The organism is Allonocardiopsis opalescens, assembly GCF_003002095.1.
Classification (GTDB): Bacteria; Actinomycetota; Actinomycetes; order Streptosporangiales; family Streptosporangiaceae; genus Allonocardiopsis; species Allonocardiopsis opalescens.
The window spans coordinates 82,216-95,550 of sequence record NZ_PVZC01000008.1 but is presented as its reverse complement, the minus strand read 5'-3'; the positions used below and the strand labels follow the sequence as shown (position 1 = coordinate 95,550).

Annotated in this window: 11 protein-coding genes and 2 tRNA genes; 7 read left to right on the top strand and 6 right to left on the bottom strand. The window is 73.5% G+C overall.

The window, feature by feature from the left end; all coding sequences use genetic code 11:
* Positions 1 to 28: 28 nt before the first annotated feature.
* Positions 29 to 101 (bottom strand) — tRNA-Gly (locus tag CLV72_RS24235).
* A 174-nt stretch (positions 102 to 275) separates the two neighbouring features.
* Here CLV72_RS24235 and CLV72_RS24230 point away from each other — a divergent pair.
* Positions 276 to 1,121 carry an aminotransferase class IV gene (locus CLV72_RS24230; RefSeq protein ID WP_170141094.1) on the top strand — a complete coding sequence of 282 codons (846 nt, stop codon included), beginning with the start codon at positions 276 to 278 and terminating at the stop codon, positions 1,119 to 1,121.
* A gap of 11 nt (positions 1,122 to 1,132) precedes the next feature.
* Here the strand turns inward: CLV72_RS24230 and CLV72_RS24225 are convergent, their stop codons facing one another.
* The 5 genes from CLV72_RS24225 to CLV72_RS24205 all read right to left on the bottom strand — a co-directional run bounded on the left by CLV72_RS24225 (position 1,133) and on the right by CLV72_RS24205 (position 5,728).
* Positions 1,133 to 1,747, bottom strand: coding sequence for a GTP-binding protein (locus CLV72_RS24225; protein ID WP_106250703.1), 615 nt, complete (start codon positions 1,745 to 1,747; stop codon positions 1,133 to 1,135).
* Positions 1,737 to 2,108 carry a DUF742 domain-containing protein gene (locus CLV72_RS24220; RefSeq protein ID WP_106250701.1) on the bottom strand — a complete coding sequence of 124 codons (372 nt, stop codon included), beginning with the start codon at positions 2,106 to 2,108 and terminating at the stop codon, positions 1,737 to 1,739. Before CLV72_RS24220 ends, CLV72_RS24225 begins: the two co-directional genes overlap by 11 nt.
* Before the next feature lie 15 nt (positions 2,109 to 2,123).
* Positions 2,124 to 2,564, bottom strand: coding sequence for a roadblock/LC7 domain-containing protein (locus CLV72_RS24215; RefSeq protein WP_106250699.1), 441 nt, complete (start codon positions 2,562 to 2,564; stop codon positions 2,124 to 2,126).
* Positions 2,565 to 2,581: 17 nt separating this feature from the next.
* A complete protein-coding gene (locus CLV72_RS24210) occupies positions 2,582 to 4,918 on the bottom strand; it encodes a sensor histidine kinase (RefSeq protein WP_106250697.1) in 2,337 nt (778 codons plus the stop codon).
* Between the two features lie 738 nt (positions 4,919 to 5,656).
* Positions 5,657 to 5,728: transfer RNA gene (locus CLV72_RS24205), tRNA-Val, on the bottom strand.
* A gap of 408 nt (positions 5,729 to 6,136) precedes the next feature.
* On the opposite strand from CLV72_RS24205, the gene CLV72_RS24200 reads away from it, so the two are divergent.
* The 6 genes from CLV72_RS24200 to CLV72_RS24175 all read left to right on the top strand — a co-directional run bounded on the left by CLV72_RS24200 (position 6,137) and on the right by CLV72_RS24175 (position 13,304).
* The gene (locus tag CLV72_RS24200; RefSeq protein ID WP_106250695.1) at positions 6,137 to 6,559 is read left to right on the top strand and encodes an SsgA family sporulation/cell division regulator; all 423 of its coding nucleotides are present in this window, start codon (positions 6,137 to 6,139) and stop codon (positions 6,557 to 6,559) included.
* 234 nt (positions 6,560 to 6,793) lie between these two features.
* Positions 6,794 to 8,767: a threonine--tRNA ligase gene (gene thrS, locus CLV72_RS24195; RefSeq protein WP_106250693.1), complete on the top strand. Its 1,974-nt coding sequence runs from the start codon at positions 6,794 to 6,796 to the stop codon at positions 8,765 to 8,767.
* A gap of 164 nt (positions 8,768 to 8,931) precedes the next feature.
* Positions 8,932 to 9,759, top strand: a complete 828-nt coding sequence (locus CLV72_RS24190; protein ID WP_106250690.1) for an NUDIX hydrolase — start codon at positions 8,932 to 8,934, stop codon at positions 9,757 to 9,759.
* The gene (locus CLV72_RS24185) at positions 9,756 to 10,820 is read left to right on the top strand and encodes a protein kinase family protein (protein WP_106250688.1); all 1,065 of its coding nucleotides are present in this window, start codon (positions 9,756 to 9,758) and stop codon (positions 10,818 to 10,820) included. The genes CLV72_RS24190 and CLV72_RS24185 overlap by 4 nt, the downstream gene beginning before the upstream one ends.
* 112 nt (positions 10,821 to 10,932) lie before the next feature.
* Positions 10,933 to 11,919, top strand: a complete 987-nt coding sequence (locus tag CLV72_RS24180) for a hypothetical protein (protein WP_106250685.1) — start codon at positions 10,933 to 10,935, stop codon at positions 11,917 to 11,919.
* A complete protein-coding gene (locus CLV72_RS24175) occupies positions 11,916 to 13,304 on the top strand; it encodes an adenylosuccinate synthetase (protein ID WP_211303088.1) in 1,389 nt (462 codons plus the stop codon). The genes CLV72_RS24180 and CLV72_RS24175 overlap by 4 nt, the downstream gene beginning before the upstream one ends.
* Positions 13,305 to 13,335: the final 31 nt, after the last annotated feature.

Here is a 13,335-nt window from a genome sequence, read left to right as displayed (position 1 = left end):
CGGCCGGGATGCCTCCCGGCCGTATCGGAGCGGACGACGGGATTCGAACCCGCGACCCTCACCTTGGCAAGGTGATGCTCTACCAACTGAGCCACGTCCGCGCGGCGCCTCGGGCGGTGCGCCCGGCTGCGCTGTCCCTGAACTGTAGCGGATTCCCGCGGTGTTACCAACCGCGCCCCGCGCGGCGCTACCGTGGGGACGACGGGCGGCGCCCGTGCCGCGGCCCAGGTCGCAGCGGGTCGCCGCGGTGTGCGGCCGAGGAACGGGAGAGCGCGATGATCTGGGTCGGTGGAGGCGGCGCCGGCGGCGGCGCGGGGCGGCTGGTCGAGGAGGCGCAGGCGCGCGTCTCGGTCTTCGACCACGGCCTCACCGTCGGCGACGGCGTCTTCGAGACGGTGAAGGCCGACCACGGCAGCCCCTTCGCGCTCAGCCGCCACCTGCGCCGGCTCGCCCGCTCGGCCGAGGGGCTGGGCCTGGGCAGCCCCGACCTCGACGACATCCGGCGCGGCGTGCACGCCGTGCTCGACGCCGGCCCGCCGCTGGAGCGCGCCCGCGTCCGCATCACCGTCACCGCGGGCCTGGCGCCGCTGGGCTCCGAGCGCACCCCCGGCGAGCCCACCTTCGTCGTCGCCGCGGCCGACGCCGGGCCCTGGCAGTCCTACGCCGACGTCGCGGTGGTGCCGTGGACCCGCAATGAGCGCGGCGCGCTGACCGGACTGAAGACCACCTCCTACGCCGAGAACGTCCGCGCCCTGGCCTACGCCAAGGAACGCGGCGCGAACGAGGCGGTCTTCGCCAACACCGCGGGCCGGCTCTGCGAGGGCACCGGCAGCAACGTCTTCGCGGTGCTGGACGGCCGGCTGCTCACCCCGCCGCTGTCCTCGGGCTGCCTGGCCGGGATCACCCGCGAACTGGTGCTGGAGTGGTTCGGCGGCGAGGAGGCCGACCTGGAGCCGGAGGTGCTGACCACCGCCTCCGAGGTCTTCCTCACCTCCACCGTCCGCGACGTCCAGCCGGTGCGCTCGGTCGACGGCGCGGCGCTGCGGCCGGCGCCGGGCAGCGTCACCCAGGCGGTGATGGAGTCCTTCGCCAAGCACTCCGCGGACCTGCGCGACCCCTGATCAGCGGCGGCTCAGCCGGGCTGCGGCTGCGGGTGGCGCTCGGGCGCCGCGCCGCCGTCGGCGGCCATCACGTGCAGCAGCAGCGCCGACAGCACCTCCTTGACCGAGGCGCGCTCGCGGGCGTCGCAGGCGATCACCGGCACCGAGGGCGCCAGGTCCAGCGCCACCGCAACATCGGCCAGCGGGTGCACGGGAGCGCCCTCGAAGCGGTTCACCGCCACCACGAAAGGCAGTCCGCGCTGCTCGAAGAAGTCGATCGCGTGGAAGCAGTCGGCCAGCCTGCGGGTGTCGGCGAGCACCACCGCGCCGAGCGCGCCCAGCGCCAGTTCCTCCCACATGAACCAGAAGCGGTGCTGGCCGGGCGTGCCGAACAGGTAGACCCGCAGCCGCGGGCTGACGGTGATCCGGCCGAAGTCCATCGCCACGGTGGTGGTGCTCTTGCCGTCGACCCCGCCGAGGTCGTCCACGCCGATGCTCTCGGCGGTGAGGTTCTCCTCCGTGCGCAGCGGCGCGATCTCGCTCACCGCGCCGACGAAGGTCGTCTTGCCCACCCCGAAGCCGCCGGATACCAGGATCTTCAGCGCCTCGGGCAGCGTGTCGTCGGCGCGCGTCGGCTCAGAGTGCACGGATGCCGTCCAGCACCGCGCTGAGCACGTTCATACTGGGGCGGTTGGCGCGCGCCGCCGGGGTCCGCGACACGATCAGGCCCTGGTCGAGCAGGTCGCCGAGCAGCACCTTGACCACCCCGATCGGGTAGTCCAGGTGCGAGGCGATCTCGGCGACCGACAGCGGCGAGGCGCACATGTCGAGCACCGCCTGGTGCTCGGGGTCCAGCGGAGCGTCCTGCCGGGCGCCGCCGACGCGCACCACGATCGAGACCACGTCGAAGTCGTCCCGGGTCGGCTGGGTCCGCCCGCGCGTCATCGCGTACGGCCGGATCAGCGGGCCGGCTTCGTCATCGAACCAGACGTTGTCGGACGACGACATGTCACCCTCCCCAGGTCAGTCCGCGGACCCCTGGTCCCCGAACGCCCCCGCCGGCTGCCGAGGGGCGGTGGCCAGCAGCTGACCGACCCTCTTCACCAGCATGTTCATCTCGTAGGCCACCATGCCCACGTCGGAATCGGCGTCGCCGAGCACGGCCAGGCAGGCGCCGTCGCCGGCGGCCGTGACGAAGAGGTAGGCGCCGTCCATCTCCACGATGGTCTGCCGCACCCCGCCCGCGTCGAAGTGCCGGCTCGCCCCCTTGGCCAGGCTCTGGAAGCCGGACGCGACGGCGGCGAGGTGCTCGGCGTCGTCGCGCGGCAGCTCCTTGGAGGTGCCCAGCAGCAGGCCGTCATTGGACAGGACGATGGCGAAGCGGGTGTTGGCGACCCGGGTGACCAGGTCGTCCAGCAGCCAGCCGAGCTCGTTGCGGTGCGAGCCCTGCGCGGTTCGGTCCATTAACACACCTTCCACTCTCACGTGTCGTTCGTGTCGGGGACGCGGCCGCTCTCCGCACCGGGGCCGGGAGGAGGGGCGGAGCCCGGCTCCTCCTCGCGACCACGCAGCGTACCGCGCTGGTAGGCCGACAATCTGCGCCGCATCTCCTCGGGGGAGCGCTCGGGAGCGCTCGGCGCCGGGGCGTCGCCCCCCTCGGGGGCGCGGTGCCGGGCGCCCGGCCGCGGCGCGAGGCCGTTCTGGCGCCGCCGGCGCGGCAGCCCCCGGTACTCGGAGTCGGGGGCCGCGCCGGAGCCGGCGGCGCCTTCCTGCGGCGCCGGGCGGGCCGGGCGCGGCGCGGACGCGGGGCGCCGGCTGGGCAGCACCGCGACATTGGAGCCGTCGGAGGGGGCGCCGCCGGCGGCGCGGCGGCGGCGCGTCGGCAGCGGGCCGGTGCCGCCCGGGCCCTCGGCGGGCTCGGTCAGCAGCTCGGAGGGGAACAGCACCGTCGCCTGGGTGCCGCCGTAGGGCGAGCGGTTCAGCGTGACCGCGATGCCGTGGCGGTGCGCCAGCATGGCCACCACGAACAGGCCGAGCCGCGACTCCTCGGTCACCCCGATCACGTCGAACTCGGGCGGGCGGGTCAGCAGCTCGTTGGCGGCGGCGAGCTTGTCGTCGTCCATGCCGATGCCGCGGTCCTCGATGGCCAGCGCGAAGCCCTCGGCGACGGACTCGCCGCGCACCTGCACCGGGGTGTGCGGCGGGGAGAAGGCGGTGGCGTTCTCCAGCAGCTCGGCGAGCAGGTGGATGGAGTCGGCGACGGCCGGGCCGATCAGCGCCACCTGCGGCATCGGCAGCAGCGACACCCGCGCGTAGGACTCGATCTCGGTGGCGGCGGCGCGGCTGACGTCGCGCAGCGCGATCGGGCTGCGCCAGCGGCGGCCGGGCAGCGCGCCGCCCAGCACGATCAGGTTCTCGGCGTTCCTGCGCATCCGGGTGGCGAGGTGGTCGACCTGGAACAGCTCCTCCAGCTCGTCGGGGGAGCGCTCGCGGCGCTGCATGCCGTCCAGCAGCTTCAGCTGCCGGTGCACCAGCGCCTGGGTGCGGTGCGCCAGGTTCAGGAAGACGCTGCGCACGGACTCGCGCAGCCGGGCCTGGTCGACGGCGGCCTCGACGGCGGTGCGCTGCGCCGCGTTGAAGGCGCCCGCCACCGCGCCGATCTCGTCGTCGTCGTGCGGCAGTTCGGGCGCCTCGGCGTCCACGTCGATGTCCTCGCCGCGCCGCAGCCGCGCCACCACCGAGGGCAGCCGCTCCTCGGCCAGCCGCAGCGTCGCCTCGCGCAGGCCGCTGAGCCGGCCGATCAGCCGGCGGGTGACCCGGGTGGAGAAGACGATCGAGCCGCCGACCAGCAGCAGGCCGGCGGCGGTGCCCAGCGCGATCTGCTGGATCAGGCTGCCGGCGTAGCGCAGCGAGGTGCCCGAGATGACCTCCAGCCAGCTGTCCTCGAGCGCGCGCAGCTGCGCGTCCAGCGCCTCCCGGGAGGTGTCCCAGGTCATCGAGGCGACGGGCAGGGCATCGCCGGCCCGGGAGCCGATGATCTCGTTCTCCAGCTCCCGGATGGTGCGGAAGGCGTCGGTCTCGGTGACCGCGACGTACTCCTGGTACTGCGTCTCGGGCAGCTCGGAGGTGATCCGCGAGTACACGTAGCGCTGCGCGCCGACCAGCCGGGAGAACTCGGCGTGGTCCTCGGTGGTCAGCCGCCCCGAGGCGAAGACCCACGCCAGCAGGGCGCCCTCCTGGTCGATCAGCTCGCGGGCCCGCACCAGGGTGACCAGGTTGCCGGCCTGGTAGGCCATGTCGGGGTCGGGCAGCGCGGTCTGGGCGTCCAGGATGCGCAGCACCCGCTCGCCGATCTCGTTGAAGTAGCCCATCGTCTGGACGCGGGTGGGCGAGCCCGTGTCCAGCGCCTCGCGGTGTTGGTCGAGCCCGTCGAGCGCGGTGTCGAAGTCGCGCATCCGGCGCTCGAAGTGCTCGGGGGCCCGGTCGAAGTCGACGGAGGCGTACGCCTGCCGCCAGATCTCGATGGCGTCGTCGGTGGCCGCGCGGGTCGCCAGCATGGCGTCCTCGGCGGGGTCGTGCCCGGCGGCGCGGGCGCCGAAGTACCGGGCGGTGGTGGCCCGCTCCAGCTGGAGCTGGCTCATGACGTCCTGCGCGGGCACCGTCGCCTGGCTCACCAGGGCGTCCATCGCGAGCAGGTTCAGCGCCGTGTTCAGGCTGGTGCCCATCACGAAGGACCACAGCAGCACCAGCGCCGTGCTGGGGACCAGGACGAGCGCGATCAGTCGCGACCTGATGGAGCGGCGTCGGCGGGTCTTCATGGCGGCCGGAGACTTCCTCAGCGTGAGTCGGACGAGCGGGAACGCCCACGCCCACGGCGCATCGAGACCTTCGGACACACCAGAACGGGCATTCCGTCACACTACTCACACACCGGAACCGTCTGCCAGATCATCACGCCCGTTCAGCCCGCATTTGTCCGTCCGTGGCCACCCCGATCCGCTCCGTCGCCGCAAACCCGTCACGGACTGCCACGTCCGGCACTCGGCCGACCACTTCGCTCACACCGAACAACCCGTCCGCCCCGGCCCTTCCGAAGACCAGTACCGCTGATGCGGGCCATCAGCCCGTTCCGGGGCGAGGGGCCCAGCCCCACAGCGCGAACGACGGCCGTCCGCCCACCAGATCCAAGGAACCCCACATCGCAATGGTGAGACCTCAACCAGCCCGTTCCGGGGGCGAGGGGCGCAGCCCCACAGGGCGAACGACGGCCGTCCGCCCACTAGATCCAAGGAACCTCACATCGCAAAGGTGGGACCTCAACCAGCCCGTTCCGGGGGCGAGGGGCGCAGCCCCACAGGGCGAACGACGGCCGCCCGCCCACCAGATCCAAGGAACCCCACATCGCAATGGTGAGACCTCAACGATGTGGGGGTGAGGGGGTCCAGGGGGCAAAGCCCCCTGGTGCGGGGGCTCCGGGGGCCATGCCCCCGGGAAAAACAACGAGACGACCCGGCGAGCAAGCCAACGGCTTGCGAGCACGGGTCGCCAGAGTCGAGTGGGCGATACTGGGTTCGAACCAGTGACCTCTTCGGTGTGAACGAAGCGCGCTACCACTGCGCCAATCGCCCTCGGCCCCGGAGGGCCTGATGGGAAAAGGTTAGCGCATCGCGCGGGGTGGTCGCGCATGGATTGCGGGCCGCGGCGGGATGGTTCGGGCGGTGCCGTGCGTTGGAGGGTGGCGGGGAGGCAGTACCCTCGCGTGTGGTCGGTTCTGTAGCCGCTGTGACCTGCGGTTATGGCCGTCACCCAGGGGAGTGACCCCGCACACATCCAAGATCATGACGCTTCGTGTTTCCGCAGGTCAGGATGGTCTGATGCCTGCGGAGGGGGTGGCGTGCGGCCGCCTCGCGGAATCTCGCGGAGACTTTTCGCGGTTGAGCGTCATGGAAGCTGGTCCCCGTCGTCGGGAGCAGGTGACAGTGCAAGCTGCCCCGCCTGCCCCTGGGCGGGACCCGACTACTTGAGGTTTGGCGACGATGAACAGTAGCAGCACGACCGCCTCGGCCGAGCTGGGCCTGCGGCTGGTTGTTCCGGACCGTGCCGCGGTTCCGCTGGTGGCCCGGCTCCACTACACGGCCGAGGACCCCTACGCCATCCAGATGGCGTTCCACGTCGGCGATGACGAGCCGGTCGAGTGGATCTTCGCCCGCGAGTTGCTCACCGTCGGCATCGTGCGCCGGGTCGGCGAGGGCGATGTGCAGGTGTGGCCGTCCACGGACGACGGCGAGCGCATCGTGAACATCGCGCTGTCGTCCCCGTTCGGGCAGGCCGAGTTCGACGCCCCCATCTCGCCGCTCGCCGAGTTCCTGCACCGCACCTACGAGATCGTGCCCGCCGGCCGCGAGTCCGCCCACGTGGACATCGACGCCGAGATCGGCGCCTTCCTCCGCCGCCCGTAGCCCCGCGCTCCCGCGGCGGTGCGGTGCGCGCGGCCGCCGGAGCGGGTGCGCACCGCGCGCCGCCCTCGACCGCCGCCCCCAGGCGGCACCCCTGGTGACCCCCGTCCCGCGCTCCCGCCCCCCTCCGGCGGGCGGGCCGGGTAATCGCGCCGGGTGCGGGCCGTACGGCGATAGCATCGGGGGCGGGCGCCCGTCCGGGCACCCGGCCACACCCGTCTTCACCAGGGAGCAACCGTGTCTGCCGTGTCCATGCTGCGCATTACCCTCGCCGGTTCCGAGCGTGTGGTGGCGGCGGGCACGACCACCGGCCAGGCCCTGGACGCCGACGGGCGAACCGTCATCGCGGCCCGCGTCAACGGCGAGCTGCGCGACCTCGACCGCCCGGTGGCCGACGGCGACGAGATCGAGCCGGTCGAGATCGGCTCCGACGACGGCCGCGCCATCCTGCGCCACTCCTGCGCGCACGTCATGGCCCAGGCGGTGCAGGAGCTGTTCCCCGAGGCCAAGCTGGGCATCGGCCCGCCGGTGGAGAACGGCTTCTACTACGACTTCGACGTCGAGGAGCCCTTCACCCCCGACGACCTCAAGCGCGTCGAGAAGCGGATGCGCGAGATCGTCAAGCAGGGGCAGCGCTTCGCGCGCCGCGAGATCGGCGACGATGACGCCCGCGCGGAGCTGGCGCACGAGCCCTACAAGCTGGAGCTGATCGGGCTCAAGGGCTCCTCGGCCGGCGCCGACGACGGCGCCGAGGTCGAGGTGGGCGCCGGGCAGCTCACCATGTACGACAACCTCGACGCCAAGTCGGGGGAGCGGCGCTGGACCGACCTGTGCCGCGGCCCGCACCTGCCGACCACCCGGGTCATCCCGGCGTTCAAGCTGATGCGCACCGGCGGCGCGTACTGGCGGGGGAGCGAGCGCAACCCGCAGCTGCAGCGGATCTACGGCACCGCCTGGGAGAGCCGCGAGCGGCAGGACGCCTACCTGGCGATGCTCGCCGAGGCCGAGCGGCGCGACCACCGCAAGCTCGGCGCCGAACTCGACCTCTTCTCCTTCCCCACCGAGATGGGCGGCGGGCTGTCGGTCTGGCACCCCAAGGGCGGCCTGATCCGGCGGGTGATGGAGGAGTACTCCCGGCAGCGCCACGAGCGCGCGGGCTACGAGTTCGTGGTCACTCCGCACATCGTGAAGTCCACCCTGTTCGAGATCTCCGGCCACCTCGACTGGTACTCCGACGGCATGTACCCGCCGATGGAGATGGAGGGCGCCACCTACTACCCGAAGCCGATGAACTGCCCCGGCCACATCATGATCTACAAGGCCCGGGGCCGGTCCTACCGTGAGCTGCCGCTGCGGCTCTTCGAGTTCGGCTCGGTGTACCGCTTCGAGAAGTCCGGGGTGCTGCACGGCCTCAGCCGGGCGCGCGGCTTCACCCAGGACGACTCCCACATCTTCTGCACCCCCGAGCAGCTGGCGGCCGAGCTGACCAGCCTGCTCACCTTCGTCGTCGACCTGCTGCGCGACTTCGGGCTCACCGAGTTCGAGGCGGAGTTGGCCACTCGGCCGGAGAAGTCGGTGGGCGACGCGGCGGAGTGGGCCGAGGCCGAGGCGGCGCTGGAGCACGCGCTGCGCGAGTCGGGGCTGTCCTACGTGGTGGCCGAAGGGGAGGGCGCCTTCTACGCGCCCAAGATCGACGTCCACATCAGGGACGCCATCGGCCGCCGCTGGCAGCTGTCCACCCTCCAGGTCGACCTCCAGGAGCCGGGCCGCTTCGGCATCGAGTACCAGGCCGCCGACGGCTCGCGGCGCCGTCCGTACATGATCCACCGGGCGCTGTTCGGCTCGATCGAGCGCTTCTTCGCGATCCTGCTGGAGCACTACGCCGGGGCGCTGCCGCCGTGGCTGGCGCCGGTGCAGGCGGTCGGCATCCCCATCGCCGACCACCACGTCCCGCACCTGGGGAAGCTGGCGGTCAAGCTGCGCGAGCACGGCGTCCGCTTCGAGATCAACACCTCCGACGACCGCATGCAGAAGAAGATCCGCACCGCCCAGCAGCAGAAGGTGCCCTACATGCTGCTGGCCGGCGACGACGACGTCGCCAAGGACGCGGTCTCCTTCCGCTACCGCGACGGACAGCAGCGCAACGGCGTGCCGCTGGACCTGGCGGTGGCCGAGATCGTCGCCGCCGTGGCGGAGCGCCGCCAGGTCTGAGCCGGCCGAATCCGCCCGCGGGGCGGGCGCGTTCCGCACGGGACGCGCCCGCCCCGTCCGCTTGGCCGGATCAGGCCAGACCTCCGAGCCCTCGCCCCCTCGCGCCCGGCGTTGTTCTCAGTTAGAGTATTTCTGACAGTGAGAACTACGGAACGGTTCAGGCCATGTCGATCACCGGCCCCGACGAGGAGCGCGAGTTCCTCGCCGCCTACCGCCCGGAGGACTACCATCCGGTCGCCGTCACGGTGGACACCGTGGCACTGACCCTGCGCGGCGGCGCGCTGAGCGTGCTGCTGATCCGCCGGGCCATGCCGCCCTTCGCCGGCTTCTGGGCGCTGCCCGGCGGCTTCGTGCGCACCGACAAGACGGCGTCGGGCCACCTGGTCGAGGAGGACCTGGACGAGGCGGCCATGCGCGAGCTCACCGAGGAGACCGGCATCCTCGCCGACTCCCACCTGGAGCAGCTGGCCACCTACGGCGATCCCACCCGCGACCCCCGGATGCGCGTCATCACCGTCGCCTACCTCGCCCTGGTGGTCGACCCGCCCGACCCCGTGTCGGGCGGCGACGCGGCCGACGCCGCCTGGACGCCGGTGGCCGAGCTGAACCTCGCCACCGCCGACGCCGCGGCGGGCGCGGGCGCCCGGCGCGGCCGGCCGCTGGCCTTCGACCACGCCCGCATCCTGGCCGACGGCCTGGAGCGGGCCCGGGCGAAACTGGAGTACACCCCGCTGGCCACCGCCTTCCTCGGCCCGGAGTTCACCATCGCCGAGCTGCGCGCGGTGTACGAGGCGGTGTGGGGCCGCCGGGTGCACCCCGGCAACTTCCACCGCAAGGTGCTGTCCGTGCCCGGCTTCGTGGTCGAGACCGGCCAGGTCACCGAGCGGGGCGGCCCGCGCGGCGGCCGCCGGGCCCAGCTCTACCGGGCCGGCGACGCCCGGCTGCTGCACCCCGCGCTGCTGCGCCCGGCCGGCGAGGGGGCGGAGCAGTGACCGCGGAACCGTCCGGCGCCGCGGAGCCCTTCGACGCGGCCGTGCGCACCGTGCTGAGGGCGGCTTCGGCCCGCGAGCTGTTCGGCCCGCCGGGCCCCGCCCACCGCGAGCGGGCCCGGGCGCGCTACCGCGAGCTGGCCCGCGCCGTCCACCCCGACCAGGCGCCGCCCGGGCGGCGCGCCGAGGCCACCGAGGCGTTCACCCGGCTGGCCGCCCGCTGGGCCGAGCACTGCCTGGCCGCGGCCGTCGGCACCGATGAGGAGTTCACCCTGCGCACCGCCCGCGGCGAGTACCGCGTCGAGGCGCGGCCCGAGGCGAGCGGCGAGATGGCCGACCTCTTCCCGGCCCGCCGCGCCGGCGACGATGAGCGGCTGCTGCTCAAGCTGCCGCGCGGCGCCGACTGCAACGACCTGATGGCCACCGAGGCCGAGGCGCTGACCCTGCTGCACACCGGCGGTGACCCCCGGTTCCGCCCCTACGCGCCCAGGCTGGTGGAGACCTTCCGGCACCGCGACGGCGACGACGGCACCGAGCGCCGCGCCAACGTCCTGCAGCGGCTCGACGGCTTCCGCTCCCTGGCCGAGGTGCGCGACGCCTTCCCCGGCGGTGTCGACCCCAGGGACGCGGCCTGGATGTGGCGGCGGCTGCTGGTGGGCATCGGCTGGGCGCACCGGGCCGGCGTCATCCACGGCGCCGTACTGCCCGAGCACGTCCTGATCCACCCCGACGACCACGGCCTGGCGCTGGTCGACTGGTGCTACGCGGTCGTCCGCACCGGGCGGATCACCGCGATCGTCAGCCGCTACGCCGACTGGTACCCGCCCGAGGTGGCCGAGCGGCGCCCGGCCGTGCCCGCCACGGACATCGCGCTGGCCACCCGGTGCATGGTCGAGCTGATCGGCGAGCGCATACCGCCTGAGATGCGGGCCTTCGCCCGCGGCTGCTCCCTGCCGGCCGCCGAGCGGCGGCCCAAGGACGCCTGGCGGCTGCTGGCCGAGTTCGACGACCTGCTCGACCGCCTCTACGGGCCGCGGGTCTTCCGCCCGTTCGCCCTGCCCTGACCCCGCGCCTCCCGCCGACGCGGACCGGACCCGCCGTCCGGCCGCGCCGGGGCGGAGCCGTGCCCGAGAACCGCACCGAAACGACCGGAACACCATAAAAAGGAGAACCGACATGGGAAGCGGACACTGGTCCACCGATGTCTACGCCGCCGCCGACAGCTACCGCGCCCGCACGGGCGCCAGCGCCTTCGACTACAGCGACCGGGTGACGAAGTCGGCGCCGCGCAGCGCGTGGAAGGTGCACGAACGCCTGGATCCGTACGGCGTCGGCGTCCGCGAGAGCTGCGACTCCGACGAGCACCCCACCTCGCTGGCGATCGCGGTGCTGTTCGACGTGACCGGCTCGATGCGCGCCGTGCCGCGCAAGCTGCAGGCCAAGCTGCCCGAGCTGTTCGGGCTGCTGATGCGCAAGGGCTACGTCGAGCACCCCCAGGTCATGTTCGGCGCGATCGGCGACGCCACCTGCGACCGGGTGCCGCTGCAGGTGGGGCAGTTCGAGTCCGACAACCGGATGGACGAGGACCTGGGCCGCATCCTGCTGGAGGGCGGGGGCGGCGGGCAGCGCACCGAGTCCTACGAGCTGGCCATGTACTTCATGGCGCGGCACACCCGGCTGGACTGCCTGGACAGGCGCGGGCGGCGCGGCTACCTGTTCATCATCGGCGACGAGATGCCCTACGGCGCGGTCAAGGCGCGCGAGGTGCGCAAGGTGATCGGCGACGACCTGGCCGAGAACATCCCGCTGGCCGACGTCGTCGCCGAGCTCAAGCGCCGCTACGAGGTCTTCTACATCCTGCCCGAGGGCGCCAGCTACGCGGGCGACGACGGGATCCTGTCGGCCTGGCGGGAGCTGTTCAACCAGAACGTGATCAGTCTGGACGACCTGGACGCCGTCTGCGAGACCATCGCGCTGACCGTCGGCCTGGCCGAGGAGGCCATCGACCTGGAGACCGGGCTCGGCCACCTCAAGGACGTCGGCTCGGCCTCGGGGCCCTCGGTCTCGCGGGCGCTGGCGCCGCTGGCCGCCAGCCGGGGCACCGTCGCCGTCTCCCCGCTGCCCAAGGGCGAGGGCGGCGCCAGCGGGGTGACCCGGCTGTGACGGGTGGCGGGCGCTTCCGGCACACGGTCGTGGTCGACCTGGGCTTCGGCGACTGCGGCAAGGGCACCGTGGTGGACTGGCTGTGCCGCGGACACCGCGCTGAGGCCGTGGTGCGCTTCAACGGCGGTGCCCAGGCCGCGCACAACGTGGTCGCCCCCGACGGACGGCACCACACCTTCGCCCAGCTCGGCGCGGGCACCTTCGTCCCCGGCGTGCTGACCCACCTGTCCCGGTTCACCCTGGTCGACCCGCTGGCCCTGGCCGCCGAGGCCGACCACCTCGCCGAGATCGGAGTGCCCGACGCGCTGGACCGGCTCACCGTCGACCGCCGCGCGCTGCTCACCACGCCCTACCACCGGGCCGCCAACCGGGCCCGCGAGACGGCGCGCGGCACCGAACGGCACGGCTCGTGCGGCATGGGGATCGGCGAGACGGCCCGCTACGCGCTGGCCGAGCCCGACGAGGCGCCGACCGCGGGCGACTGCGCCGCGCCGCGCACCCTGCGGCGGAAGCTGGCGGCGCTGCGCGACCGGCTCACTGACGAACTCGGTCCGCTGGACGCGCCGCCGGTGGAGGACTGCGCGGCCGCCTTCACCGCCTTCGCCGAGTCCGTCGCCCTGGTCGGCGAGGACCACCTGCCCGCGCTGCTGGCGGCCGGGCCGGTGGTCTTCGAGGGCGCCCAGGGCGTGCTGCTGGACGAGTGGCGGGGCTTCCACCCGTACACCACCTGGTCCACCACCACAGCGCACAACGCGCTGGAACTGCTGGCCGAGGCGGGCGACGGCACCCCGCCGCTGCGGCTGGGCGTGCTGCGGACCACCACCACCCGGCACGGCCCGGGCCCGCTGGTCACCGAGGACGCCGCCCTCACCGCCGCCCTGCCCGAGGCCCACAACGGTCCCGGCCGCTGGCAGGGCGCCTTCCGCGTCGGCCACTTCGACGCCGTCGCGCACGCCTACGCGACCGCGGCCACGGGTGGCGTGGACGAGGTGGCGCTCACCCACCTCGACGCGCCCGCCCGCGCGCCCGGGATGGGCCTGTGCACCGCCTACCGGATCGACGGCGAACTCGTCGCGGCACTGGAGCCGGGCCCGCCCGGCGACCTCGCCGCCCAGGCCCGCCTCACCGAGCGGCTGCTGCGCGCCGAACCGGTGATCGCTCCGGCTCCCGCCGACTGGCCCGAAGCGGTGGCCGAGGTCGTCGGTGCCCCCGTGACCCTGCTGTCCTCCGGGCCGCGCGCCACCGACAAGCGCGATCTCGGCGTGGGGCGCACCCTGCCGTCCGAGTCCGAGGCAGGCGCGCAAGGCGATATGGGAATGGTCATCCCGGCCGCCCCGTTCCACGAGTCGCGAGAACATGAAGAGATTCCCGCCAAGCGAATATGATCGGACGGGTCGGCCAGCCGAGACCACCAGG

Bases quoted from the DNA above. Each gene is read 5' to 3' on its own strand.
- CLV72_RS24230 (WP_170141094.1), top strand. From the start codon at position 276: ATGATCTGGGTCGGTGGAGGCGGCGCCGGCGGCGGCGCGGGGCGGCTG.
- CLV72_RS24220 (WP_106250701.1), bottom strand. From the start codon at position 2,108: ATGTCGTCGTCCGACAACGTCTGGTTCGATGACGAAGCCGGCCCGCTG.
- CLV72_RS24215 (WP_106250699.1), bottom strand. From the start codon at position 2,564: ATGGACCGAACCGCGCAGGGCTCGCACCGCAACGAGCTCGGCTGGCTG.
- CLV72_RS24210 (WP_106250697.1), bottom strand. From the start codon at position 4,918: ATGAAGACCCGCCGACGCCGCTCCATCAGGTCGCGACTGATCGCGCTC.
- CLV72_RS24200 (WP_106250695.1), top strand. From the start codon at position 6,137: ATGAACAGTAGCAGCACGACCGCCTCGGCCGAGCTGGGCCTGCGGCTG.
- CLV72_RS24190 (WP_106250690.1), top strand. From the start codon at position 8,932: ATGTCGATCACCGGCCCCGACGAGGAGCGCGAGTTCCTCGCCGCCTAC.
- CLV72_RS24180 (WP_106250685.1), top strand. From the start codon at position 10,933: ATGGGAAGCGGACACTGGTCCACCGATGTCTACGCCGCCGCCGACAGC.